A 23856-nucleotide genomic window follows, 5' to 3' on the forward strand; every position below is an offset into this window, starting at 1 on the left:
AGTAAGTTAATATGGATATTTTAAAAACCGCACTTTACAGTTTACATCAAAAGCATGGAGCTAAGTTTGTTCCATTTGCTGGGTATCAAATGCCAATTCAATATTCTAAAGGAATTATTGAGGAACACAAAAGTACAAGAGAAAATGCAGGTATTTTTGATGTGTCCCATATGGGTCAGTTATTCATTAAAGGAGATGATAAGTTGGCAAAAGATCTTGAAAAAATTTTTCCAGCTGAATTGAGTAAGGCTAAATTAAATCAATCCAAATATAGTTTTTTAATGAATGATGAAGCAGGAATTTATGATGATTTAATTATCACAAAAGTTGAAGGTGGTTTTAACATTGTATTAAATGCTGCTTGTAAGAATACAGATTTTAAACTTTTAACTAAATTGTTAGAAGATAAGTATGAAATGATTTTAAGTGAAGAGCTATCGCTTATAGCAATTCAAGGTCCTAAAGCAGTCCAAATACTAGAAAAGATAATCAACGGAGTGTCAGATCTGAAATTTATGAATGGTGATACGTTTAATTATCTTAAAGAGGATATTTATATCACAAGATCAGGCTATACCGGTGAAGATGGATTTGAGATATCGATCAAAAATGAGAACGCAGAAGTGTTTGTGCAAAAACTCATAGATGAAGGGGCTAATTTAATTGGATTAGGTGCTAGAGATACCTTGAGACTAGAGGCGGGACTTTGTTTGTATGGTCATGACATGGATATTAATAAAAGCCCAGTAGAAGCAAATTTAAAATGGGCGATATCAAAAAATAGAATTCTTGAGGGTGGGTTTATTGGATGTGAAAAAATTAAATCTCAAATCGAGAAAGGAGTAAGCAAAATCCGCGTAGGTATTAAGCCAGAAGGAAGAATTATAGCCCGTGAAAAAACTTCAATATTTAGTGAGGATGATAAAAATATTGGGGAAATTACAAGTGGAACTTTTGGACCCAGCGTTCAGGCCCCAGTTGCAATGGGTTATGTAGAAAATTCATTTTCTAAAATTGATACTAAGGTTTTTTTAGAAGTGAGAGGAAAAAAATATCCGGCAATTATAAGTAATTTGCCATTTTATAAAAAAAGTTATGTGAAAGGAGCTAGTAAATGAGTGAAGTAAAATATTCTAAAGAACACGAGTGGATAAAGTTAGATGGAGACACTGCTGTTGTAGGAATTACACAACATGCAACCGAAATGCTAGGAGATATTGTTTTCGTAGAGTTACCAGAAATAGGATCTTCTGTGGTTAAAGATGGCAATGCTGGAGTTGTAGAATCTACAAAGGCTGCAAGTGATATTTATACTCCTGTATCTGGAGAAATTATCGAAAATAACCAAGCCATTGTTGACGATCCTGCAAAAGTTAATTCTGATCCAGAAAATGAAGCATGGTTTTTTAAATTAAAAATTACTGATAAGTCTGAAATGGACTCATTAATGAATAAAGAAGAATACGAAAAATTTTCAAAAGAAAGTGGTAGTTAAATGTTAAAAAATGCTCAAAAAGATTTTATACAAAGACATATAGGTCCATCTGTTGATGAACAAAACGTTATGCTTAAAGAGTTGGGATACCAAAATCTTGATGATTTAATAAAAGATACTGTACCAGAAAAAATTCTTCTTAAAGATGATTTAGATATTGGTGATCCAAATTCTGAATATAAAGCACTTAGAAAATTAAAAGATATTTCTAAAAAAAATAAGATTTATTCTAGTTTTATAGGAATGGGTTATTATGGAACTTATACTCCCTATGTAATACTTAGAAATATTTTAGAAAATCCAGGATGGTATACTTCTTATACCCCTTATCAGCCAGAAGTAGCACAAGGAAGATTGGAAATGTTATTAAATTTTCAACAAATGATAATTGACTTTACTGGAATGGATATTGCTAATGCCTCTCTTTTAGATGAAGGAACAGCTGCAGCGGAAGCTATGGGATTGAGTTATAGAATATCCAAGTCTGAATCTAAAAAAGTTTTTGTTTCAAAAAATTGTCATCCTCAAACAATTGATGTGATTAAAACAAGAGCTGAACCTTTAGGCCTAGAAATAATAGTTGGTGACGAAGATAAAGATATTAAAGAAGATATTATATGTGGTATCATTCAATATCCAGGAACCCTTGGAGATATTAAAGACCCAAGTGAGGCTATTAGTAAAATACATAAATTTAATGGAAAAGCAGTTTTAGCATGTGATTTGTTAGCACTTGCTAAACTAAAAACACCTGCTGAGTTAGGTGCCGATATTGCTGTCGGTAGCTCTCAACGTTTCGGAATTCCAATGGGTTATGGTGGTCCCCATGCAGCATTTTTTGCTACAAAAGATGAATATAAAAGATCAATGCCAGGCAGAATAGTAGGTGTGTCAGTAGATAGACATGGGAAAAAAGCATATAGACTTGCCCTTCAAACAAGAGAGCAACATATAAGAAGAGACAAAGCTACAAGTAATATTTGTACTGCACAAGCATTATTGGCAATAGTTTCTGCAGCATATGCGGTCTATCATGGTCCACAAGGAATTAAAAAAATTGCAGAAAGTGTCTCTCAATTAACTAAAAATTTTGCAGATAAACTAAAGCAATCTGGTTATGAACTTTATTCAAATGAATTTTTTGATACGGTTACAATAAAAACTCTAGATAAAACAGAGAAGATATACAAAAATGCTTTAGATCAAGGAGTGAACATCAGAAAAGTGAATTCTGAAATGTTAGCAGTATCTTTTGATGAGAGAAAAAATCTTTATAGAGCAAATCAGTTACTAAAAATCTTTAATTGTTCAGAAACAATTAAAGAAACTATGAATGAAAGTTTATCTAATATTCCAAAAAACCTATTAAGAACTTCAACTTATTTAGATCATCCAGTTTTTAATAGTTATCATTCGGAAACAGAAATGCTTAGATATTTAAAAAAATTAGAAGACTCTGACATTGCTTTAAATAAATCTATGATTGCCTTAGGCTCGTGCACTATGAAACTTAATGCAGTTGCAGAAATGATACCAGTTACCTGGAAAGAATTTTCACAGCCACATCCTTTTTCTCCTGTAGAGCAAATGGATGGTTATAGAGAATTATTTACAGATTTGAAAAACTGGTTGAGATCAATTACTGGATTTTCTGGAGTTTCATTGCAACCAAATGCTGGTGCTCAAGGAGAGTTTGCTGGTCTAATGGTAATACGTAAATTTCATGAAAAAAATGGTGAAACGAATCGTAATGTTTGTTTAATTCCAAGTTCAGCGCATGGCACAAACCCGGCTAGTGCTCAAATGGTTGGTATGAAAGTAGTTGTTGTTAAATGTGATCAATATGGAAACGTAGACTATGAAGATTTAAAAAATAAAGCTGAAGAACATTCAGAAAATTTAGCTGCCCTTATGGTCACTTATCCATCAACACATGGTGTATTTGAAGAGAAAATAACTGACATATGTGAGTTAATTCATAATCATGGTGGGCAAGTTTACATGGATGGAGCTAACTTAAATGCATTAGTAGGTATTGCTAAACCAGGAAATTTTGGACCAGATGTTTGTCATATAAATTTGCATAAAACATTTTGTATACCTCATGGCGGTGGTGGACCTGGTATGGGACCAATAGCGTGTAAAAAACATTTAGAAATATTTTTGCCAAAACATTCTGTGATAAAAGATTGTGGTCCAGTGACTGGAATGGGAGCGGTATCTGCAGCTCCTTGGGGTAGCTCAAGTATCTTATCGATTTCATGGATGTATATAAAGATGATGGGTTCTGAAGGCTTAAGAAAAGCATCACAAGTTGCAATACTAAATGCAAATTATATTGCCCACAAATTAAAAGACTCTTTTCCAATTTTATATAAGGGTAAAAGTGGCAATGTAGCTCATGAATGTATCATTGATATTAGAACGATAAAAAGTGAAACAGGGATCACTGAAGAAGATATTGCAAAGCGATTGATTGATTTTGGCTACCATGCTCCAACAATGTCTTGGCCTGTTGCTGGTACAATGATGATTGAACCTACAGAAAGTGAAAGTTTGAGTGAAATTGATAAATTTTGTTCTACTCTTATAAAAATAAAACAAGAAATAGATAAAATTCAGTCGGGTGAATATGACAAGACTGACAACCCATTGAAGAATGCGCCACATACTCACGTTGAATTAACATCCAATAAGTGGGATCATAAGTATGAAAGAGAAGAGGCCGCTTATCCTTCAGAGTTTTTAAGAACAAATAAATATTGGCCTCCAGTTGGTAGAGTAGATAATGTTTATGGAGATAAAAACTTGTTTTGCACATGTCCATCTATGGAAGAGTACGAAGACACAGCTGCTTAGATATTTACTAAGATGAAAATTGCTGTAGTAGGTGCTGGTATATCAGGATTAAGTGCTGCTTATTACCTATCTAAAAAACATAAAGTTGATTTATTTGAAAAAGAAAATCAATTTGGGGGTCACGCAAATACAATAAAGGTTGCTTACAACCCTAACAAAGAAATTCCAATAGATATTGGATTTATGGTTTTTAATAAGCAAACATATCCAAATTTAATTAATTTTTTTTTAGAAAATAAAATAGAGATTGAAAAAAGTGATATGTCATTTTCTGTTACTGTAGAAAATAGTGGATTAGAATATTGTGGAAAAGGATTAGGTGGAATTTTTTCTAATAAAAAAAATTTATTTAATCCAAAATTCTTAAAAATGTTTTTTGAAATTTTAAGCTTTTATAAAAACTGTGAAAAAATAGAAATTAAAAAAATTAGTTCGATAACATTAGGGGAGTATTTAACAGAAATAAAAATTTCAGAATATTTTATTAATTATCATATTATACCAATGGTATCTGCTATATGGTCGATGCCTCCATATGAAGCGAAACAAATGCCATTATCTTTTTTTCTAAGCTTTTTCAAGAATCATGGACTGTTTAAAATTAAAGATAGACCTCAATGGTTTACGGTTACAAATCGAAGCAAAACTTATGTCGATAAGATAATAGGCCAAGTTAGTGGAGAACATTTTAAGAATTACAATATAAATAAAATCACTAGAAATGATTTAGGTGCTAAAATTTTTTATGGGGAGGAAAATGAGTTCTTTGAATATGATAAAGTTGTAATAGCAACTCATGCAGACGAAGCATTAAAGATAATTGATAATCCAACACTAGACGAGAAGACAATATTAAGAAAATTTAAATATAGAGCAAACACTGCAGTAATACATTTTGATGAAAGTGTTATGCCTAAAAATAAAAAAGCATGGTGTGCTTGGAATTCTTCAATGGACTCAAATAATAATGAAAAGACAGCTGTAACATATTGGATAAATCAGTTACAAAATTTAAAGATAGATAGAAATATTTTTTTAACAATTAATCCATTTAAAGAAATTCCAAATGATAAGATATTTAAAAAAGTAGCATTTACTCACCCTTATTACGATACAGAAGCATTAGCCAATCAAAGCAACCTGCATAAAATTCAAAATAAAAAACATATTTTATTTTGTGGTAGTTATTTTGGTTATGGTTTTCACGAGGATGGAATAAAGTCCTCTATTGATATGCTAAAAACACTTAATGATTAAAAATTCTTATATTTATACAGGAAATGTAATTCATAAAAGATTTAAGCCCAAAATTCATAGTTTTAATTACAATGTATTTTCACTTCTTATAGATTTATCGGAAGTAGATTTACTACACAAATCTTTAAAGATATTTTCATACAATAAACTAAATATTATTAGTTTCTTTGATAAAGACCATGGAGCAAGAGATGGGAGCTCTCTTAAGGAATGGGTTTTAGGTAATCTTAGAAAAAATAATATTGATACTAACGATGTTCATATTAAACTTTTATGTTACCCAAGAATATTTGGATATGTATTTAATCCATTAAGTGTTTTTTATGTCTACGACAAAAATTTTGATCTAATATCTATATTATATGAAGTAAAAAACACATTTGGCGAGCAACATGTTTATGTTTTTAAAACTAAAAAAGACCAAAATCTGATTCAACATATGTGTAAGAAGAAATTTCATGTATCTCCATTTATAGAAATGAATTGTATTTATTTTTTTAGACTATTGAAACCTGGTAATAAAATATCTGTAATAATTGATCTGAATGATCCAGTTGGCAAAGTATTATACGCTTCACAAGATGGTATTAAAAGTGAATTGACCAATAGAAACCTACTTAAATCTTATTTAAAACATCCATTAATGACATTCAAAATCATTATAGCGATACATTATGAGGCATTTAAATTATGGACAAAAGGAATTAAATTTATAAAAAAAAAATTAAATATTAAGAATAATATTACTATCGAAAACTAATGTTAATTTACAAAATTTCAGATTTGATTGTGTTTAGTGCATTAAAAAATATTAAACATGGTTTTCTTGAAATTAAAAAAGTAAATGGTGAAGTTTTAAAGTTTGGCAACCCTGATGAAAATTTAAAAGTTTTTTTAGAAATTAAAGATGAAAGCCTAAATTATAATTTGATTAAAAGTGGAAGTATTGGTTTGGGAGAGTCTTATATGAAAGATCTTTTTATAACAAATAATCTTTCTGATTTGATTGAGTTAACAGCAAAGAATATAAAAACTATTTATAAATTTTCTGGAATCTTCGATTTGCCTTTTATCAATTTTATTAAAAATAAAATTATAAAAAATACTAAAAATAGAAGTAAAGAAAATATTGCCAAACATTATGATTTAGGAAATGATTTTTTTTCATTATGGCTTGATAAAACTTTAACCTATTCCAGTGCTATATTTGAAAGCCCCAAACAAGAACTTTTTGAAGCTCAGAACAATAAATATCAAAAACTAATTGATCTTATAAGACCCTCAAGTGGTAATAAAATTTTAGAAATTGGTTGTGGTTGGGGTGGTTTTGCTGAGTATTTAGGTACTAATTATGATGTTAAATTAGATTGTATTACTATTTCCAAAAAACAATATGAATTTGCTAAAGAGAGAATTCATCGATGTGGACTTAATGAAAAAGTAAATATTCAAATTAAAGATTATAGAGATTTAAAGGATAAATATGATCATATTGCATCAATAGAAATGATTGAGGCTGTAGGTCAAAACTATTTAGATAGTTATTTTAATACGATTAAAAATAATCTAACACCCTCGGGTACCGTGGGCATTCAAGCCATAACTATCGATGATAGTTTATTTAATAGATATAAAAATAAAAAAGATTTTATACAACAATATATTTTCCCTGGTGGTTTTTTACCCTCAAAAAGTGAATTACAAAATTATGTTGATAAAAATGGATTAAAATTTGGTGAGTATAATTCATATGCCAATCATTACTCCGAGACTTTGATTATTTGGAGAGAAATATTTATTAAAAAATGGGACTTAATTAAAAAACAAGGCTTTGATTTAAAATTTAAAAAAATGTGGGAATTTTACCTTTCATATTGTGAAGCTGGTTTTAAATCAAAAAACATAGACTTAATTCAATTTTCACTACAAAATAAATAACTATAGGAGCTACATGATAAACTTTAAGATAATTAGATTAACAGTGTTAATATTTGCTTTATTCTTTACAGCAAGTTGTATAAACAATAACTCTATGAAACCGACAGATTTTAAAAACACTGAACCAACTATGACTATAGAGCAATATTTTAATGGTCCGGTTAAAGCATGGGGTCTACTACAAGACCGTAGTGGTAAAGTTACTAGACAGTTTAAAGCTGATATGACAGGTAGTTTTGAGGGAGATATTTTAACTCTTAAAGAAGATTTTTATTGGACAGACGGAGAAAAACAAAATCGTATATGGAAAATCAAAAAGATTGATCAAAATTATTACGAAGGAACGGCACCCGATGTCGTCGGTACAGCTAAAGGTTATCAATATGGATCAGCTTTTAAATTTGAGTACGATTTAATGGTCCCATTTAAAGGAAAGAATATTAAAGTTTCTTTTGATGATTGGATTTTTAAACAGGATGAAGATGTTGCAATTAATCGAGCTACACTTACAAAGTTTGGATTTAAAGTTGGTGAATTGACAGTTTTCTTTAAAAAAAATTAATAATCAATCTTCTTCATACCTCTAGCAACTAGTTTAAAATATAAACTACTAGGTAGCATTTGAAGGAATTTTAAAAAATAGGTAAAGGCTTTGGGGAAATGTATTTCAAAACTTTTTTTGATTACTAATCCTTTATAAATTTCATCTGCAGCAAATTCTGGAGTTTTGATCATGGGCATTGGAAAATCATTTTGATCAGTCATAGGCGTTTTTATGAAACCGGGGCTGATTAACGAAACACGCACATTCTTCATTCTCATATCAAAGTTTAAGCTTTCAGCAAAGCTAGTAAGTGCTGATTTTGAAGCACAATATGCACCAGCTGCAGGTAATCCTCTATAGCCCGCAACTGAAGAAATTATAGATATTTGGCCATTTTTTTTCTCAGAAAAATAATCATAGATTGAATTAATTGAATTCATGGTTCCAAAATAATTAACTTCCATTATTTCTCTTATCTTGTCTAAATTAAATTTTTTTTCTGATTTTGGATCATGCATGCCAGTACCGAACACACAGATATCAATATTATTAAATTGTTTGATTATGTCTTTTGCGACTAATTTACATGCATCGACTTCAGTAACATCCAAAGGAAAAGGAAATATATTTTGATTAATTTTTTTAAGTTCATTTAATAAATTTTCACGTCTTGCAGATGCAGCAACCATCCACCCATTTTCTGCAAATTTGATTGCAAGAGCCTTACCAATTCCACTACTTGCACCTGTTATCCAAATAACTTTTTTATCTTCCATATTCTATTGTATAATAGAAATATGTTAAAAAACAAATTCTTATCTTTTTTATTGTTTGCTCTTGTAACTTTTTCTGCATCTGCAATAGGAGGTTTAGCTACTGTAGGTTTTAAAGAGCCTTGGTATTCTTTAATCATCAAACCTTCATTTAATCCACCAGATTGGATTTTTGCACCAGTTTGGACAACACTCTATTTTTTTATGACAATTGCTATCTGGAAATTTTGGCATAGTAAAAATAGAGACATGAACACTATTTACCTTTATTTCATTCATTTAATTTTTAATACAACTTGGAGTATAGTTTTTTTTGTTTTTCATAAAATAGTTTTAGCTATGATTGTATTAGTAATTTTAATTTTATTGATAATTATTCTCATAATTAGATTTAAGCGTGTCAACTTGTATAGTTATTATTTAATGATTCCTTATTTACTTTGGTGTCTCTTTGCTTTACTTCTTAATATAAGTTTAATCATATTAAATTAAAATAAATTATGGATGATGTTGTAATAGTAGGTGGTGGAATAATTGGAACTGCTACAGCTTATTTTTTATCTAAAGAAGGTAGAAAAGTAAAAGTTATAGAAAGAGACCCAACTTATAAAACAGCTTCATTTCCATTGTCCCTTGGTGGATTTAGAAGACAGTTTTTTCAAAAAGAAAACATATTACTTGGAAAGTTTGCTAGAGAATTTATTTTTCAAATACCAGAATTACTTAAAACTGAAAAAAATCCAAACCCTACAGCAAGCATGGTTACAAATGGCTACTTGTTAATGTTTGGTCCAGAGCATGCTGAGGAACAATATGAAGCCTTAAAAAATCATGAAGCTTGTGAAGCTGGAACTAAAAATATCAAAGGTTCTGAACTATCAAAAATATTTCCTTATATAAATAGTGAAGGTATTGAAACAGCAACTTATACTGACAACCAAAGTGAGGGATGGATTGATCCTTTCATGTTTCATAGCGCCTTAAAAAGTAAGGCAATTGAATTAGGTGCTGAATTTATTAAAGGTGAAGTGAAAAATATTTCAGATATCAAAGCTAAAACAATTATTTCGGCAGCAGGATGTTGGACTAAAGAATTACTAAAAGATATCCCAGTAGTTCCGCAAAAACACACAGTTTTTAGAGTTAAATGCCCTAAATATATTAAAGAAATGCCATTAACAGGAGATTTAACAACGGGTGTTTACTGGAGACCTGAGGGTGGAGAGTATTTAGCAGGTTCACCTAATTCAGTATTTGATGCTACTGATCTAGAACCAGCTTGGAATGATTTTGAAGAATTAGTATGGCCTGCATTAGCACAAAGAATTCCTGCTTTTGAAGAATTAAAATTAACTGGTGGATGGGCTGGTTATTATGATTGCAATAAATTAGACAACAATGCCGTAGTTGGTAAACACCCTAAATATGAAAATGTATATATGGCTTCAGGTTTTACCGGTAGAGGATTAATGCAAGCACCTGGAATAGGAAGAGCATTAACTGAATTAATCTCTACAGGATCTTATCAAACGATTGATATTAGTGATTTTTCTGTTGAAAGAGTTCTTGATAATAATGCTAGACCAGAACCCTATGTATTATAAATTTTTATAAAAAATGGTATAGTTTTTTATGAAACTTCATATAGGTGGTAAAATTCAAAAAAGTGGGTGGAAAATATTAAACATTCAAAATAAAGATGGTGTAGATTTTATTGGTGATATTTCTGATTTAAGTCAATTTGAAGATGAATCTATTAATGAAATTTACGCTAGCCATGTTTTTGAGCATGTGCCACAAAAAAAAATTATAAGTACTTTAAGTGGAATCAATAGGGTTTTAAAAACTGGTGGAAAGTTTTATGTATCTGTTCCAGACATAGATATTTTATTTAAATTTTTTTTAATGCCACTAAAAGATTATGCAACTAAAATTGATAAAACTGAAGGTGAAATAAAAATGCATGTATTAAGAATGATCTTTGGAGGTCAAACCGATGATTATGATTTTCATTATTTTGGTTGGAATTTTGGTTTTTTAAAGTCTGCTCTTGAAAAAACTAAATTTACAAAAATTGAAAAAGTAATAAATTTCGATATATTTGAAGATACAAGTTCTTATAAACCTTATGGTTTCCCAATAAGTTTAAATGTTGTAGCTTTTAAATAGATCTAAAGATTAGGTCCCACAAAAAGTTTGGTATTTTTCATCACTATGTGGAGCAGGTGACATAAGCTCTAAATCTCCGTTATTAACTAGGTAAGGATTTTTTAATATTTTTATTAATTTATTAAACAAGGTTAAATCACCATTATTAGCTAACATTAAAGCCTCTTCAATTTTGTGATTACGAGGTATTACCATCGGGTTACAAGAACTCATTAAGTCCACAGATTTATCATGAGTGTTACCAAACATTACTAATCTTTTCATCCATTTAGTTTTCCACAAATCAAAGTCCGCATTATCATAAACTTCAGAATTTTTAATTGTCTTATTCATCAAAAAAATAAAAGTATTTGTATAATCTGCTTTTTTTTCTTTCATCCAATTTAATAATTCCATAATTAAATTTTTATCTTCTTTATCTTCACCATATAACCCAAGCTTATCTCTCATCATATTTAACCATTTTGTTTCATAATTTTGTTCAAATTTATCTAAAGCCTCTGTAGCTAATTTAATCGCTTCATCTTCATTGGTACTAATAAGAGGAATTAGACATTCAGCAAACCTTGTTAAATTCCATTTGGTAATTTTTGGTTGATTTTCATAGGCATACCTTCCTAGTTGATCTATTGAACTAAAAACTGTTTTAGGATCATAAACATCCATAAAGGCGCAAGGACCATAATCTATTGTTTCACCAGAGATAGACATATTGTCAGTATTCATAACCCCATGAATAAAACCAACACGCATCCAATCAATTACAAGTTGGGTTTGTTTTTCGATTAAAACATTTAGTAAGTCTAATGCTTTATTCTTTGATGATTTTATATTGGGGTAGTACTTTTCAATTGTGTAATTAATTAAGATTTCTAAATCACTAATATTTTGTTTTGCAGCAATGTATTGAAATGTTCCAACTCTTAGATGGCCTAAGGCCACCCTTGTAAGAATTGCACCTTGTGAAATTTGTTCCCTAACCACATCTTCACCAGTTTTAACTACCGCTAAACTTCTAGTAGTAGGTATTTTTAAAAAATGCATTGCTTCACTTATTATATATTCTCTCAACATTGGGCCTAAAACAGCCCTACCGTCACCACTTCGTGAGAATGGAGTTCTACCAGAACCTTTGAATTGTATATCAAATCGTTCATTATTTTTGGTCAGGTGTTCGCCGATTAAAACAGCTCTTCCATCACCAAGCATTGTAAAATGACCAAATTGGTGACCAGCATAAGCTTGTGCTATAGAGTTAGATCCTTCAGGCAATAGATTTCCTGAAAAAATTTTTGATAAATCATCATCATTAATATTTGAAAAATCTAGATCTAATTTATTTGCCAGATCTTTATTTAATATTAATATTTCTGGTGCATTTACTGCAACAGGGTTGATATTTTCTTTGAATGTTTTTGGTAATCTTGAATAACTATTGTCGAAATGCCAACCAATTGTCATTTTATCGATTAGTTAACTTCTGCTTGATTTTCTTTTGGTTTGATTTCAGTTTTAAATTGGTTTGAGATTTTTTGAACTTCAACTGCTGAAACTTTGTATTCTGCACACATTGTTTCTTCATCTTTACCATGACCCGTTACCATATTAACCATGTGTTCTGGAAAATGGAATGTTGTAAATACTATGCCTTCTTTAACTTTATCTGTAACTTCTACTTTTAGAGCAACTTCTCCTCGTCCAGAATAAAGTCTTCCTATGTCACCTGTATTTAACTCTCTTTTGTTGGCATCATTTGGATGAACTAATAATAAGTCTTCAGAAACTATATTGATGTTACTTGTACGTCTTGTCATCGTAGCAGCATTGTAATGTTGTAGAACTCTACTAGTTGTTAAAATTAATGGGTATTCTTTTTTATTTGTTTCAATTTCTGTAGACTCTTTCCAATCAAAATTTTTAAGACGTCCTTTTCCAAGCTTAAAAGTTTCTTTATGTAAAATTTGTGTATCTGTTCCATCCTCTTGAACTGGCCATTGTAATCCCATTTTACCAAGTCTTTCTCTTGTTACCCCTTTAAAGAAAGGAACAATATCAGCTATCTCTGCTAGAACTTGATCAGCGTCATATTCAGGTTGGTCAAAGCCTAATTTTTGCATCATGTCTGTTACAATTGTTCCATCAGTTTTAGTACCAGGTAATGGAGGAACAGCTCGATTAACTCTTTGAATTCTTCTTTCGGTATTAGTAAAGGTTCCATTTTTTTCTAAGAAAGTTGTTCCAGGTAATACTACTGTTGCAAGTTTTGCTGTTTCACTCATAAAAATTTCTTGAACAACTAATAATTCTAACGAGTTCATTGCCTGAACCACATGTGCACTATTTGGATCTGTTTGAACAATATCTTCTCCAATAATCCAGACTGCTTTAACTTCTTTATTAATAGCACCATCAAACATTTCTGGAATTTTTAATCCTGCTTTGGTTGGGTGTACTACTCCATATTTTTCAGTGTAGAAATTTTGAACTTTTTCATCAGCTACTTCAAAATAACCTGCACCTTGATGAGGTTGACAACCCATATCAGCTGCACCTTGGACATTATTTTGTCCTCTTAATGGGTTAACTCCAACACCTTTTCTACCAATATTTCCAGTAATCATTGCAAGATCAGCAATTAACATCACCGTCTTAGATCCTTGTTCTTGTTCAGTAACTCCTAAACCGTGGAATTCCATAGAGTTTTTAGCTGTCGCATAAGCAATTGCTGCTTCTTTAACTAACTGTTTATCAACACCAGCGACTTTCGCTAGATGATCCATATCTTGTCTCTCAATTTCTTTAATGAAATTCGCAAAACCTTCAGTTCTATCTCTAACAAAATCTTTATCATAAAGGTTTGCTTTTAATATAAAATGTAACATCATATTTAAAACAGCCACATTTGTTCCTGGTCTAAGTTTAATATGATAATCAGCAAGTTTAGCAAGCTCAGTAGTAATTGGATCTAAAACTATTAGTTTTTTTCCTTTCATTACTTGTTGTTTAATTTTTGCTCCGGTAACTGGGTGAGCATTTGTAGGATTTGCTCCTATAACCATAAATAAATCTGCGTGATAAATATCTTCTGTAGAATTAGTTGCAGCACCAGTTCCAAAAGTTTGTTGCATTCCCCAAGCTGTTGGTGAGTGACAAATTCTTGCACAACAATCAATATTATTAGTTCCAATTGCAGCTCTAATCATTTTTTGAAATACATAATTTTCTTCATTAGTACATCTTGCAGAAGAAATACCAGCAACTGCATCAGGACCACTTTCTTTTGTAATTCTATTTAATTCTTTTTTAATAAAGTCATATGCTTCATCCCATGAAGCTTCTTCAAATTTTCCATTTTTTTTAATTAGAGGAGTTTTTAACCTATCTGGATGATCGTAAAATCCAAATGCATATCTTCCTTTAATACAAGTGTGACCTGCATTAACTTCAGATTCTTTAGGCGTAGATATTGCAACAACTTTATTATCTTTAATTGATGCTTCTAAATTACATCCAACACCACAGTAAGAGCAAGTTGTTCTAACTTTTTTATCTACTGCAACAGATTTTGATTGGTAAACATCAGAGATAGCATCTGTTGGACATGTGTGTGCACAAGCACCACAAGATACACAAGACGAATCTCCAAACAATGCATCGTTGTCAGTTGTGATTTTAGATTCAAATCCTCTACCACTCATTGTTAAAACAAAAGATCCTTGAATTTCGTCACAAGCACGAACACATCTTCCACAGTTAATACAGTTATCTAAATTCATTCTCATATAATCATGAGAGGTGTCTCTTGGAATACCTTTATGTTGTTTTGGTGTGTTATATCTATGATCTGAAATGCCTAAATCATTTGCAACATCTTGTAGTTCACAATTATTATTTACTTCACAAGTTCCACATTCCATTGGGTGGTCAGTTAAAACTAGTTCGACAATATTTTTTCTTAAAGCCGTTAAATTTTCATTATTTGTAAAGATGTATTGGTTTTCACCAACTGGTGTATGGCATGATGCTACAACTTTAGTTGGACCATCTTTTACAAGAGCCACCTCTACAGAACAAACTCTACAAGCACCATAAGGGGCTAAATTTGGATCATCACAAAGAGTTGGAACTTTTTTTTCACCCAAATAACTTTTTACAAAATTTAAAACAGACGTATGGTTTGGACCAATTTCATATGGTTTTCCATCTATGTAGGCGATTTTTCTTTTTTCTGAGCTCATTAATTATCTTTCACCATATCATCCTTCATTTCATCACCAAAATATTTTAATATATTCATGATGGGAGTAGGAATTGCTCCACACAAAGCGCATAAACAGCCTTTTTGCATAGTTACAAGCAGCTCATTTAGTAATTTTAATGGAATTTTAGCAGTTTTATTCTTTGCTTGATCAAACATTTCTTTACCCCTGTAAGAACCAAGTCTACCAGGAAAGCATTTTCCACATGACTCTTCGGCAGAAAACTCAAATAAATGATGAATATATTCAACCATAGGAAAGTCTTTTGGAATACTTACTATGCTCGCGTGTCCTAACATAAAACCTGCAGCAGTAAATTCTTGAAAATCTAAATTTAATTTTTCAATCTCGGTAATAGGAATTACACCTCCTAATGGACCTCCAATTTGTAATGCTTTAATGGGTTCTTTAAAACCACCACCAATATCATTTAAAACTTTTTTCATTGGTGTTCCCATTTCAACTTCATAAACACCTGGATTATTGAAAAAACTATCAAAGCAAACTAATTTGGTTCCAGCAGATTTTTTATTTCCAATTGCAGAAAACTTATCAGCTCCATTAATAAGTATACCCGTAGCTGCAGCTAATGTTTCAACATTATTTACAACTGTTGGTTTCTTGTAAAGACCTTCAGTGACAGGGAAGGGAGGTCTTACATCTACTTCAGCTCTTCTTCCTTCAATTGATGCAATCAATGCTGTTTCTTCTCCACAAATATAAGCACCTTGACCAATACAAATATTTAAATCAAAAGAAAATTTAGTTCCTAAAATATTTTCTCCAAGCAAGCCTGCTTTTTTTAAAGAATTAATTGCTCCATTTATTGCTTCTATAGATTTTGGGTACTCTCCTCTTATATATAAAACACCTTCATCACTACCAATAACATAACCACAAATAACCATTCCAAATAAAACTTTTAATGGTTGATCTTCTAATAAATATCTATCAGAGAAAGCACCTGAGTCACCTTCATCGGCATTACATATAACATATTTTTTTTCAGAAGGAGCTTTTCTACAAAAATCCCATTTCATACCAGTAGGAAAACCAGCACCACCTCTGCCAGTTAAATTAGAGTCTAGAAGGGATTTAGTTATTTCTTGTTTGTCAGTAGCAATAAATTTTTTTAATTGTTCATTAAATTGATCTAAATTAGAAAGTTTGTCATCCATTAAAAAACTAGTTGAGGCATAACTTTTAGAAAAGAATTTTTCTTGAACTATGTCTTCACCTTTAATTATTTGATCAATCTTATTAATATCGTTTCCGGCATAATTCTCACCATCATAATGAAAAGCATTATTTTCATAGCAGTGACCAAGGCAAAACATTTCACCAACTTTATCGTCACCTAATTTTTCTTGTAATTTTTTTTTAAGCGGCTCTTGAGTACCAGCACACATGCAAGCACTTCCATTGCAAACAAAAGCTTTTTTTTCTCTATGAGAGGGTCTTAAAAATTCATAAAAACTTTCTGCACCATGAATAGTTGAGACACCCATGTTATATTCTTTTGCAATTTCCTTAATACCATCAGCATTATTTGATTTTAATGATCGTTCAGATATTTTTTCGAACAGATTATTCTTTAAACCTATTCTGCCGGATAAATTACTTATATTTTTTGACACTTATTAACCTTTAATTATCACTCTGTCTTTGTTACTATAAATATTAAAACTATCTTCTTTTACAAAACCTATCAATGTAATGTCAAACTTATTAGCTAAATCGATCGCTAGACTTGTTGGCGCACCAACTCCAATTAGAATACCAATATTGGTCATTAAAACCTTTTGAACTAGCTCAAAATTTAGTCTTCCAGAGCACGTTATAAATTGTGAAGAGGGGGTTAATAATCCCTTATTTAATGAATAGCCAATTAATTTATCAAGAGCATTATGTCGACCAACATCCTCTTTTACACAAACTATTCCACCATCGCTTGTAAATAGACCGCTAGCATGAATGCCACCTGTCTTAGAAAACTCTGATTGATTATCCCTTAGCACAGAAGGAGATTTGATAATTATTTCTTTAGAGATTTTAGGTAAAGATTTTAAGACCTTATCTTTTTTGATAATCTCTAATGAATCTAAAGAGGTTTTACCACAAACACCACAAGATGAATTTGTTAAAAAATTTCTTTTAATCTTATCAATATCTATGTTTTCAGAATTGTTTAATGTGACAACAATTTTATTTTGAAGTTTATATTCACCTACATAATCTCCAACACTCTCAATTTTCTCAATATATTCATTTTTTTCAATAATTTTTTCGTTGAAAAGAAAACCTCTAACTAGGTCTTCATCATTACCTGGCGTTCTCATTGTTATAGAGATTATATTTTGTATCCAAGTTTCTTTAGTTTTAAATTTGATTGAAATTTCTAAAGGTTCTTCAATAGAGATTAAGTCTTCTACATTATTTAAATTATTAGACTTATATTTTTGTATTTTATATTTTGAGTTCATTGGATTAACTTAAGGGGTAGTTCTTTTTTAAAATAAATTTATTTAAGATTATTCCAAAAATTAAAATTATTAGACAACCAAAAATTATAGGATTTATTAAATATTCAAACGAAACACCTCCAATGATGACCATAATAGGGTTTCCACCTGCTGGTGGATGAACAACATCTAACACAATCATAAAAAAAATACCGAACCCAACTGCCAAGGCAATATTTATAAATATTGGCAGATCAACATAGTTTATAAACAAAATTCCTATTAGTGCAGTTAAGAAATGACCAAAGAATATATTTTTAGGTTGAGCGAATGGGCTTTCAGGAAATCCGTATAGTAATACCATTGAAGAACCAAAAGAGGCCGCTAAAAATAACCCCATTGTAGTTTTATATGTGAGCAGCGTAAGAAACCCAATAGTAATAGTTGATAAAACTCCTGCGATAGATGCTTTTAAAAGTTTTTCTTTAGTAATGTGAATCATGATTAAAACTTCAATGCCTTCGATATTGTTTTAAACGGTAATAAAAGACATTCTTTTCTTGAGATATTATCTTTATTCATAATTTCTTTGAAATCATTCCATTTTTTTTCAATTTTAATATCTGTTTCATTAAACAAACCTTCAATTGAAATAATAAGAGACTTAATATCACTTATATTTTGATCAATAATCTTTTGAGACAGCATACTAACTGATGCCTGACAATATACACATGAACGGCACTGGTAACCCATATCCTTAATTTTATCATTTTTCACAATTAATCTGATTTCCATTTCGTCACCACACAAGGGGTTTTTATTTTTTGAGTGATGGGTATGATTTTTAACTATTTTGTGATTTGCTGTGTTAGATGCAATTTCGAGAATTCTTAGGTCCATTATAATTCTTTAATTAAGAGATTAATGTTTTATATTTTGATTTATGAATGATAACAATATTTTAGCTGTTGTACTAGCAGGTGGAAAATCAAAAAGATTTGGGCAAGATAAAAATTGCGTAAAACTTGGATCCAAAACATTGCTAGAGCATGTTTTGTTCAAAATTAGCAATAAATTTGAAGAAATATTGATTGTCTCAAGTAATCCATTGAAGATAGAAGAAGCAAAAAATACCACAATAATTCCAGATTGTTTTAATGATCTAGGACCTTTAGCAGGAGTGCTAAGTTCCATGAAGTGGATAAAAGAAAATAAAAAATCATACAAATGGATTGCAACTTTTCCATCTGATACTCCATTTTTTGATCCAATTATTATTGAAGAATACAAAGCAAGAATTGAACAAAGTAAAAGCAGTTTATATTTTGTTAAATCTAACGAAAAAAGACATAATATTTTTGGTTTATGGTCAATTGATTTAATGGAAAAATTAGAAGAAGATTTAGTAATAAATAATTATCGAAAAGTTGAGGAATGGGCTAATAAAGTTGGTGTGAGCACAATTGATATTAAAATAAAAAATTACGATCCTTTTTTTAATATAAATACCAAAGAAGACCTTGATGTTGCTCAAACTATTTTAAATCTTGATAAAAATGATTGATTACAAAAAAGCAAAAAATATTTTAATAAAATCAAAAATAAACATTAAAGATGAAGTTATAAACACATCAAAATCATTAAATAGAATTAATGTTCAAGATATTTATTGTCCTGTGAATTATCCTGCAGGAACTAATGCTGCATTTGATGGTTTTGCTATTAATTCTAAAGACACATCTACGATTAATAAAAAAAATCCTAAAGAATTTAAAATTTTAAAATCAATATCAGCAGGTGATAATCCTAAATTAAATAAGGTAAAAAAATTTCAAGCTGTTGAAGTGATGACGGGTGCTCTAATTCCTAAATATTTTGACACCATTATTCCCATAGAAAAAATTGTGTTTACTAACAATAAAAAGTCTATCGTAATAAATGAAAAGATTAAAACTAATCAACATATAAGACATGCAGGATCTGATTATAAAAAAAATGAATTAGTTATTAATAAAGGAACTATTATTCAGCCATCGCATATCTTAGCCTTTAAAACATTAGGTATTAAAAGCATTAAGGTTAAAAAGAAGCTTAATATTTTATTTTTTTCCACAGGAAATGAAATTTCAAATAACATAGATATTGCTGATTGGAAGGTTAGAAATTCAAACAGTCATTATATAAAATCTTTATCTAATAATTTTTTGTTTAATTATATAGAAGGTGGAATTTTGAGAGATAAAGATGAACAGTTTTTTAAAAAACAAATTGATAAAAATCTTAGATCAAAAATAGATATCATAGTTACCTCAGGTGCTGTTTCAGCAGGTAAACATGATTTTATCCCCTCTGTAGTAAAAAAATTTAATTTATCAAATTTTTTCAAAGGGGTGGCCATTAGACCGGGTAAACCAATTTTATTTGCTAAATTTAAAGGAAGTGAAAAGGCTTTCTTTGGGCTTCCAGGTAATCCTATTTCTTCTTCCGCCTGCTTTAGATTTTTTGTATATCCCTATATTTTAAATATCCTTGGAGTTAAGGAGGAAAAACCTTTTAAAGCTAAGTTAAAAAATTCTTTCTTTAAGAAAAAAAATTTTACTAGATTTATAAAAGCAAGGCTTACTACAACTCATAATGGAAATTTAGAAATCAAGGTACTCAAAGGTCAGGAATCTTTTAGAATAAAATCTTTTGTAGAGTCTAATATTTGGGGCCTATTTAAACATGGTCAGTCAAATTTTAAAAAGAGCGAACTTATTGATTGCTATTCTCCAATTGGTTCAAATATTAATATTTTTAAATAGATCTCATTTTTATTGTAGTGCCAATTAATAAGCATTAAGTATCGAATTATGATTGAGCTAAAAAATGAAAAAATTGCAATTCCAGTAGTTTTATTAGCAGGTCTTATATGGTCCTTTGGACCTTTGGTTGTAAGATACATGGATCAACCCAATTTAGTTCCATGGCAATATATTTTTGCAAGAGGCTTAACAATTTTTTTGATTTTAAATCTTTATCTATTTTTTGAAGAAGGAAAAGATTTTTATAAGAATTATTTAAAAATCGGAATGTCGGGTGTTATTGGTGGAACTGGACTAGGTATTGCAATGATTACCTTTATTTATTCAATAACAAATACTAGTGCGGCTGTTACTTTACTCTGTTTAGCTGCAATGCCATTTTTTACAGCTTTATTAGGTTTCTTATTTTTAAAAGAAAAAATTTCACTTAATGTTTGGATAGCTATATTTATTGCAACCGTTGGAATAATAATTATAGCCATTGGTAATACTGAAAAAAATTCTTTATTAGGGCTTATTTTTGGGATGACTTCTTCAATTGGGTTTTCTGTTTTTTCAGTGACTTTGAGATGGAAAAAAGAAACACCAAAATTTACAACAGTAGCTTTTGCAGGTTTATTTTGCTTTGTAGTTGCTGCAATAGTTATTTTATCTAATGATATGGTTTTCTTGTCTTCAAGTTATAACGGAGCATTATTTTCTATACATGGAACGTTAGTTTGTATGGGTTTAATTTTATATTCTATTGGATCAAAAGCAATCCCCGCTGCAGAACTTACTTTATTGTCACTTACTGAGGTTATAGGGGGAATATTTTGGGTATGGGTTCCAATTTTAGGAATTAATGAGATCCCATCGACTAATACGATAATAGGTGGCTTCTTTCTTTTTATGTCTATCATTTACTATAGTCTTACAATTAAAACTAATAGACGGTTTATCGCTCTTAATTAATTATAATGGAAAGACCAAATTTTTTTACTCTAAAGAATGGTGAAAAGGCTAAACTACCTTTTACAGATCAAGAATATCAAAGTCGATTAACTAAATTAAGAACCACAATGAGTAAAAATAATCTTGATATGATTATTTTAACTTCAATGCACAACATTGCTTACTATACAGGATTTATTTATTGTTCTTTTGGTAGACCTTATGGCTGTGTAGTAACGGCTAATAAAATTTCAACAATTTCAGCAAACATTGATGCTAGTCAACCTTGGCGTAGATCTCATAGTGATAATGTTATTTATACTGATTGGAAAAGAGATAATTTTTTAAAAGCAATTGTTTCAATTATTGGAAGAGACGAACCTCCTAAGAATATTGGTATTGAAAATGATCATGTAACCTTAGATGTTAAAGAAAAGCTTACGTCTATTTTTACTTTTTCAGTTTTCAGTGATGTTTCAAAAGATTTAATGCAACTTAGAATGATTAAATCTGCCGAAGAAATAGAAATTATTAAAAATGGTGCAAGAATTGCTGATCTTGGGGGCGAAGAGATTGTCAAAAATATTAAGGTTGGAGAAAGCGAACTTGAAATTGCAATAGCCGGTAGAGATAGAATGGAACGTGAAATTGCAAAAACGTATCCGGATGCTGAATATATGGATACCTGGGTTTGGTTTCAGTCAGGACTTAATACGGATGGTGCTCATAACCCAAAAACCAATAGAAAATTAAAATCAGGAGATATTCTTTCTTTAAATACTTTCCCCATGATCTCAGGGTACTACACAGCTTTAGAGAGAACTCTTTTTTTAGATAAAATTGATGATGCATCCTTAAAAGCTTGGGAAGCAAATGTTAAAGTTCATAAAAGAGGACTAGAGTTAATTAAACCAGGTGTAAAATGTTCTGATATTTGTCATGAGTTGAATGAACTATTTGCTGAGCTTGGTTATCTTCATTATCGAACATTTGGTTATGGTCATTCATTTGGTGTCTTATCTCATTTCTATGGAAGAGAAGCAGGATTAGAATTACGTGAAGATATAGATACTGTCTTAGAGGAAAACATGGTGGTTTCTATGGAACCAATGATCATGATACCAGAGGGTAAACCAGGAGCTGGTGGATATAGAGAGCATGATATCTTGGTTATAGGAAAAGATAATGCTGAAAACATTACTAAGTTTCCTTTTGGTCCAGAACATAATATTATCAAATCATAAATTATGAGTGAAAAAACTGTAGTTAATAGTTGGAATGAATGGGATCCTTTAAAACATGTAATTGTTGGCAAAGCTGATGGCACTTGTATTCCAGCACCAGAACCAGCTTTAGATGCAAAAGTTCCAGAGGACAGTGACATGCGAGGTCAGTTTGGACCAAGAACAAAAGATACAGTTGATAAGGCAAATGAACTTTTAGACAATTTTTCAAACATGCTTGAAAAAAGAGGTATCAAGGTTGATAGACCAGACCCAATAGATTTTAGCCAAAAAACATCTACACCAGACTGGGAGGCGGAAACAATGTTTGGCTGCATGCCACCACGAGATGTGTTGTTAACTGTGGGTAGTGAAATTTTAGAAGCCACTATGAGTTATAGATGTAGATGGTTTGAGTACCTTTGTTACCGACCATTATTACAGAAATATTATAATGAAGACCCTAATATGAGACACGAGTCTGCGCCAAAACCAAGATTAACTGATGCAGATTATAGGAAAGATTATTTATCAGATAAAATTGGTATTCAAAAAAGATTAGAGTGGACTGAAGATAAGTTTTTTGTAACAACTGAAGAAGAACCATTATTTGATGCAGCAGATGTTTTAAGATTTGGAAAAGATTTAGTAGTTCAACATGGATTTACTACCAATCTTAAAGGAATTGATTGGCTTAAAAGACATTTTAAAGATCATAGAGTTCATGCTGTTAATTTTCCAGGTGATCCTTATCCAATTCATATCGATGCAACCTTTACTCCTATTAAAGAAGGATTAATCATTAACAACCCTCAAAGAAGACTACCAAAAGAACAAAGAAAATTATTTGAAAATAATGGATGGGAAATTATTGATAGCGCACAACCAGCACATAATGAACCACCACCATTATGTTATTCTTCAACTTGGTTATCAATGAATGTCCTAGTATTGGATCCAAAAACTGTTTGTGTTGAAAAAAGTGAAGTATATCAGGCAGAACAATTAGATAAATTAGGAATGGAAGTAATCCCTGTTGAATTAAGAGATGCTTATGCATTTGGTGGAGGTCTTCATTGTTGTACAGCAGATGTGTACCGTGAAGGTGAATTAAAAGATTATTTTCCAAAACAATAA

The 23856-nt window shown here is 30.4% G+C and carries 22 protein-coding genes; 15 read left to right on the top strand and 7 right to left on the bottom strand.

What is annotated here, in order from left to right:
• Positions 1-11 precede the first annotated feature (11 nt).
• From gcvT to SAR11_RS03405, 7 genes are read left to right on the top strand one after another with little or no spacing between them, the layout of a single operon-like run.
• Positions 12-1118, top strand: coding sequence for a glycine cleavage system aminomethyltransferase GcvT (gcvT, locus tag SAR11_RS03375; RefSeq protein ID WP_011281852.1), 1107 nt, complete (start codon positions 12-14; stop codon positions 1116-1118).
• A complete protein-coding gene (gene gcvH, locus SAR11_RS03380; RefSeq protein ID WP_006997244.1) occupies positions 1115-1495 on the top strand; it encodes a glycine cleavage system protein GcvH in 381 nt (126 codons plus the stop codon). The genes gcvT and gcvH overlap by 4 nt, the downstream gene beginning before the upstream one ends.
• On the top strand, positions 1496-4354 hold the full coding sequence (gene gcvP, locus SAR11_RS03385; RefSeq protein WP_011281853.1) for an aminomethyl-transferring glycine dehydrogenase: 2859 nt from the start codon (positions 1496-1498) through the stop codon (positions 4352-4354).
• Between the two features lie 12 nt (positions 4355-4366).
• Positions 4367-5611, top strand: a complete 1245-nt coding sequence (locus SAR11_RS03390) for an NAD(P)/FAD-dependent oxidoreductase (RefSeq protein WP_011281854.1) — start codon at positions 4367-4369, stop codon at positions 5609-5611.
• The gene (locus SAR11_RS03395; protein WP_011281855.1) at positions 5604-6371 is read left to right on the top strand and encodes a DUF1365 domain-containing protein; all 768 of its coding nucleotides are present in this window, start codon (positions 5604-5606) and stop codon (positions 6369-6371) included. Before SAR11_RS03390 ends, SAR11_RS03395 begins: the two co-directional genes overlap by 8 nt.
• Positions 6371-7549: an SAM-dependent methyltransferase gene (locus SAR11_RS03400; protein ID WP_011281856.1), complete on the top strand. Its 1179-nt coding sequence runs from the start codon at positions 6371-6373 to the stop codon at positions 7547-7549. The genes SAR11_RS03395 and SAR11_RS03400 overlap by 1 nt, the downstream gene beginning before the upstream one ends.
• Positions 7550-7562: 13 nt before the next feature.
• On the top strand, positions 7563-8111 hold the full coding sequence (locus SAR11_RS03405; protein ID WP_011281857.1) for a DUF3833 domain-containing protein: 549 nt from the start codon (positions 7563-7565) through the stop codon (positions 8109-8111).
• On the opposite strand, the gene SAR11_RS03410 is transcribed toward SAR11_RS03405, so the two are convergent.
• The gene (locus SAR11_RS03410; RefSeq protein WP_011281858.1) at positions 8108-8869 is read right to left on the bottom strand and encodes an SDR family NAD(P)-dependent oxidoreductase; all 762 of its coding nucleotides are present in this window, start codon (positions 8867-8869) and stop codon (positions 8108-8110) included. The two genes, SAR11_RS03405 and SAR11_RS03410, sit on opposite strands and share 4 nt — an antisense overlap.
• A 21-nt stretch (positions 8870-8890) precedes the next feature.
• On the opposite strand from SAR11_RS03410, the gene SAR11_RS03415 reads away from it, so the two are divergent.
• Genes SAR11_RS03415 through SAR11_RS03425 form a run of 3 tightly spaced genes read left to right on the top strand, consistent with a single transcriptional unit; the run spans position 8891 to position 11035 of the window.
• On the top strand, positions 8891-9358 hold the full coding sequence (locus tag SAR11_RS03415; RefSeq protein ID WP_011281859.1) for a TspO/MBR family protein: 468 nt from the start codon (positions 8891-8893) through the stop codon (positions 9356-9358).
• Positions 9359-9366: 8 nt separating this feature from the next.
• The gene (locus tag SAR11_RS03420; protein WP_011281860.1) at positions 9367-10470 is read left to right on the top strand and encodes an NAD(P)/FAD-dependent oxidoreductase; all 1104 of its coding nucleotides are present in this window, start codon (positions 9367-9369) and stop codon (positions 10468-10470) included.
• Positions 10471-10498: 28 nt separating this feature from the next.
• Positions 10499-11035, top strand: a complete 537-nt coding sequence (locus SAR11_RS03425; protein ID WP_011281861.1) for a class I SAM-dependent methyltransferase — start codon at positions 10499-10501, stop codon at positions 11033-11035.
• 9 nt (positions 11036-11044) lie between these two features.
• On the opposite strand, the gene SAR11_RS03430 is transcribed toward SAR11_RS03425, so the two are convergent.
• The 6 genes from SAR11_RS03430 to SAR11_RS03455 are packed head-to-tail and all read right to left on the bottom strand — an operon-like array spanning position 11045 to position 18659.
• A complete protein-coding gene (locus tag SAR11_RS03430) occupies positions 11045-12496 on the bottom strand; it encodes a protein adenylyltransferase SelO (RefSeq protein ID WP_011281862.1) in 1452 nt (483 codons plus the stop codon).
• An 8-nt stretch (positions 12497-12504) separates the two neighbouring features.
• Positions 12505-15273, bottom strand: coding sequence for a formate dehydrogenase subunit alpha (fdhF, locus tag SAR11_RS03435; protein WP_011281863.1), 2769 nt, complete (start codon positions 15271-15273; stop codon positions 12505-12507).
• The gene (locus SAR11_RS03440; protein WP_011281864.1) at positions 15273-16931 is read right to left on the bottom strand and encodes an NADH-ubiquinone oxidoreductase-F iron-sulfur binding region domain-containing protein; all 1659 of its coding nucleotides are present in this window, start codon (positions 16929-16931) and stop codon (positions 15273-15275) included. The genes fdhF and SAR11_RS03440 overlap by 1 nt, the downstream gene beginning before the upstream one ends.
• A gap of 3 nt (positions 16932-16934) precedes the next feature.
• The gene (gene fdhD / locus SAR11_RS03445; RefSeq protein ID WP_011281865.1) at positions 16935-17777 is read right to left on the bottom strand and encodes a formate dehydrogenase accessory sulfurtransferase FdhD; all 843 of its coding nucleotides are present in this window, start codon (positions 17775-17777) and stop codon (positions 16935-16937) included.
• Positions 17778-17781: 4 nt separating this feature from the next.
• Positions 17782-18258 carry an HPP family protein gene (locus tag SAR11_RS03450; RefSeq protein WP_011281866.1) on the bottom strand — a complete coding sequence of 159 codons (477 nt, stop codon included), beginning with the start codon at positions 18256-18258 and terminating at the stop codon, positions 17782-17784.
• Between the two features lie 2 nt (positions 18259-18260).
• Positions 18261-18659: an iron-sulfur cluster assembly scaffold protein gene (locus SAR11_RS03455; RefSeq protein ID WP_006997229.1), complete on the bottom strand. Its 399-nt coding sequence runs from the start codon at positions 18657-18659 to the stop codon at positions 18261-18263.
• A 43-nt stretch (positions 18660-18702) separates the two neighbouring features.
• Between SAR11_RS03455 and SAR11_RS03460 the strand changes: the two genes are divergently transcribed.
• Genes SAR11_RS03460 through SAR11_RS03480 form a run of 5 tightly spaced genes read left to right on the top strand, consistent with a single transcriptional unit; the run spans position 18703 to position 23856 of the window.
• Positions 18703-19323 carry a molybdenum cofactor guanylyltransferase gene (locus SAR11_RS03460; protein ID WP_011281867.1) on the top strand — a complete coding sequence of 207 codons (621 nt, stop codon included), beginning with the start codon at positions 18703-18705 and terminating at the stop codon, positions 19321-19323.
• Positions 19316-20563 carry a molybdopterin molybdotransferase MoeA gene (locus tag SAR11_RS03465; protein WP_011281868.1) on the top strand — a complete coding sequence of 416 codons (1248 nt, stop codon included), beginning with the start codon at positions 19316-19318 and terminating at the stop codon, positions 20561-20563. The genes SAR11_RS03460 and SAR11_RS03465 overlap by 8 nt, the downstream gene beginning before the upstream one ends.
• Positions 20564-20611: 48 nt before the next feature.
• Positions 20612-21517: a DMT family transporter gene (locus SAR11_RS03470; protein ID WP_041185781.1), complete on the top strand. Its 906-nt coding sequence runs from the start codon at positions 20612-20614 to the stop codon at positions 21515-21517.
• Positions 21518-21522: 5 nt separating this feature from the next.
• Positions 21523-22740, top strand: coding sequence for an aminopeptidase P family protein (locus tag SAR11_RS03475; protein WP_006997225.1), 1218 nt, complete (start codon positions 21523-21525; stop codon positions 22738-22740).
• Positions 22741-22743: 3 nt separating this feature from the next.
• Positions 22744-23856: a serine/threonine protein kinase gene (locus tag SAR11_RS03480; RefSeq protein ID WP_011281870.1), complete on the top strand. Its 1113-nt coding sequence runs from the start codon at positions 22744-22746 to the stop codon at positions 23854-23856.

It is taken from the genome of Candidatus Pelagibacter ubique HTCC1062, from assembly GCF_000012345.1.
Lineage (GTDB): Bacteria > Pseudomonadota > Alphaproteobacteria > Pelagibacterales > Pelagibacteraceae > Pelagibacter > Pelagibacter ubiqueversans.

Coding starts and splice junctions, on each gene's coding strand:
- SAR11_RS03405 (WP_011281857.1), top strand. CDS start 7,563: ATGATAAACTTTAAGATAATTAGATTAACAGTGTTAATATTTGCTTTA.
- gcvP (WP_011281853.1), top strand. CDS start 1,496: ATGTTAAAAAATGCTCAAAAAGATTTTATACAAAGACATATAGGTCCA.
- SAR11_RS03480 (WP_011281870.1), top strand. CDS start 22,744: ATGAGTGAAAAAACTGTAGTTAATAGTTGGAATGAATGGGATCCTTTA.
- SAR11_RS03450 (WP_011281866.1), bottom strand. CDS start 18,258: ATGATTCACATTACTAAAGAAAAACTTTTAAAAGCATCTATCGCAGGA.
- fdhD (WP_011281865.1), bottom strand. CDS start 17,777: ATGAACTCAAAATATAAAATACAAAAATATAAGTCTAATAATTTAAAT.
- gcvH (WP_006997244.1), top strand. CDS start 1,115: ATGAGTGAAGTAAAATATTCTAAAGAACACGAGTGGATAAAGTTAGAT.
- SAR11_RS03475 (WP_006997225.1), top strand. CDS start 21,523: ATGGAAAGACCAAATTTTTTTACTCTAAAGAATGGTGAAAAGGCTAAA.
- SAR11_RS03425 (WP_011281861.1), top strand. CDS start 10,499: ATGAAACTTCATATAGGTGGTAAAATTCAAAAAAGTGGGTGGAAAATA.
- SAR11_RS03470 (WP_041185781.1), top strand. CDS start 20,612: ATGATTGAGCTAAAAAATGAAAAAATTGCAATTCCAGTAGTTTTATTA.
- SAR11_RS03430 (WP_011281862.1), bottom strand. CDS start 12,496: ATGACAATTGGTTGGCATTTCGACAATAGTTATTCAAGATTACCAAAA.
- SAR11_RS03415 (WP_011281859.1), top strand. CDS start 8,891: ATGTTAAAAAACAAATTCTTATCTTTTTTATTGTTTGCTCTTGTAACT.
- SAR11_RS03460 (WP_011281867.1), top strand. CDS start 18,703: ATGAATGATAACAATATTTTAGCTGTTGTACTAGCAGGTGGAAAATCA.
- SAR11_RS03420 (WP_011281860.1), top strand. CDS start 9,367: ATGGATGATGTTGTAATAGTAGGTGGTGGAATAATTGGAACTGCTACA.
- SAR11_RS03465 (WP_011281868.1), top strand. CDS start 19,316: ATGATTGATTACAAAAAAGCAAAAAATATTTTAATAAAATCAAAAATA.
- SAR11_RS03395 (WP_011281855.1), top strand. CDS start 5,604: ATGATTAAAAATTCTTATATTTATACAGGAAATGTAATTCATAAAAGA.
- SAR11_RS03410 (WP_011281858.1), bottom strand. CDS start 8,869: ATGGAAGATAAAAAAGTTATTTGGATAACAGGTGCAAGTAGTGGAATT.
- gcvT (WP_011281852.1), top strand. CDS start 12: ATGGATATTTTAAAAACCGCACTTTACAGTTTACATCAAAAGCATGGA.
- SAR11_RS03455 (WP_006997229.1), bottom strand. CDS start 18,659: ATGGACCTAAGAATTCTCGAAATTGCATCTAACACAGCAAATCACAAA.
- fdhF (WP_011281863.1), bottom strand. CDS start 15,273: ATGAGCTCAGAAAAAAGAAAAATCGCCTACATAGATGGAAAACCATAT.
- SAR11_RS03390 (WP_011281854.1), top strand. CDS start 4,367: ATGAAAATTGCTGTAGTAGGTGCTGGTATATCAGGATTAAGTGCTGCT.
- SAR11_RS03400 (WP_011281856.1), top strand. CDS start 6,371: ATGTTAATTTACAAAATTTCAGATTTGATTGTGTTTAGTGCATTAAAA.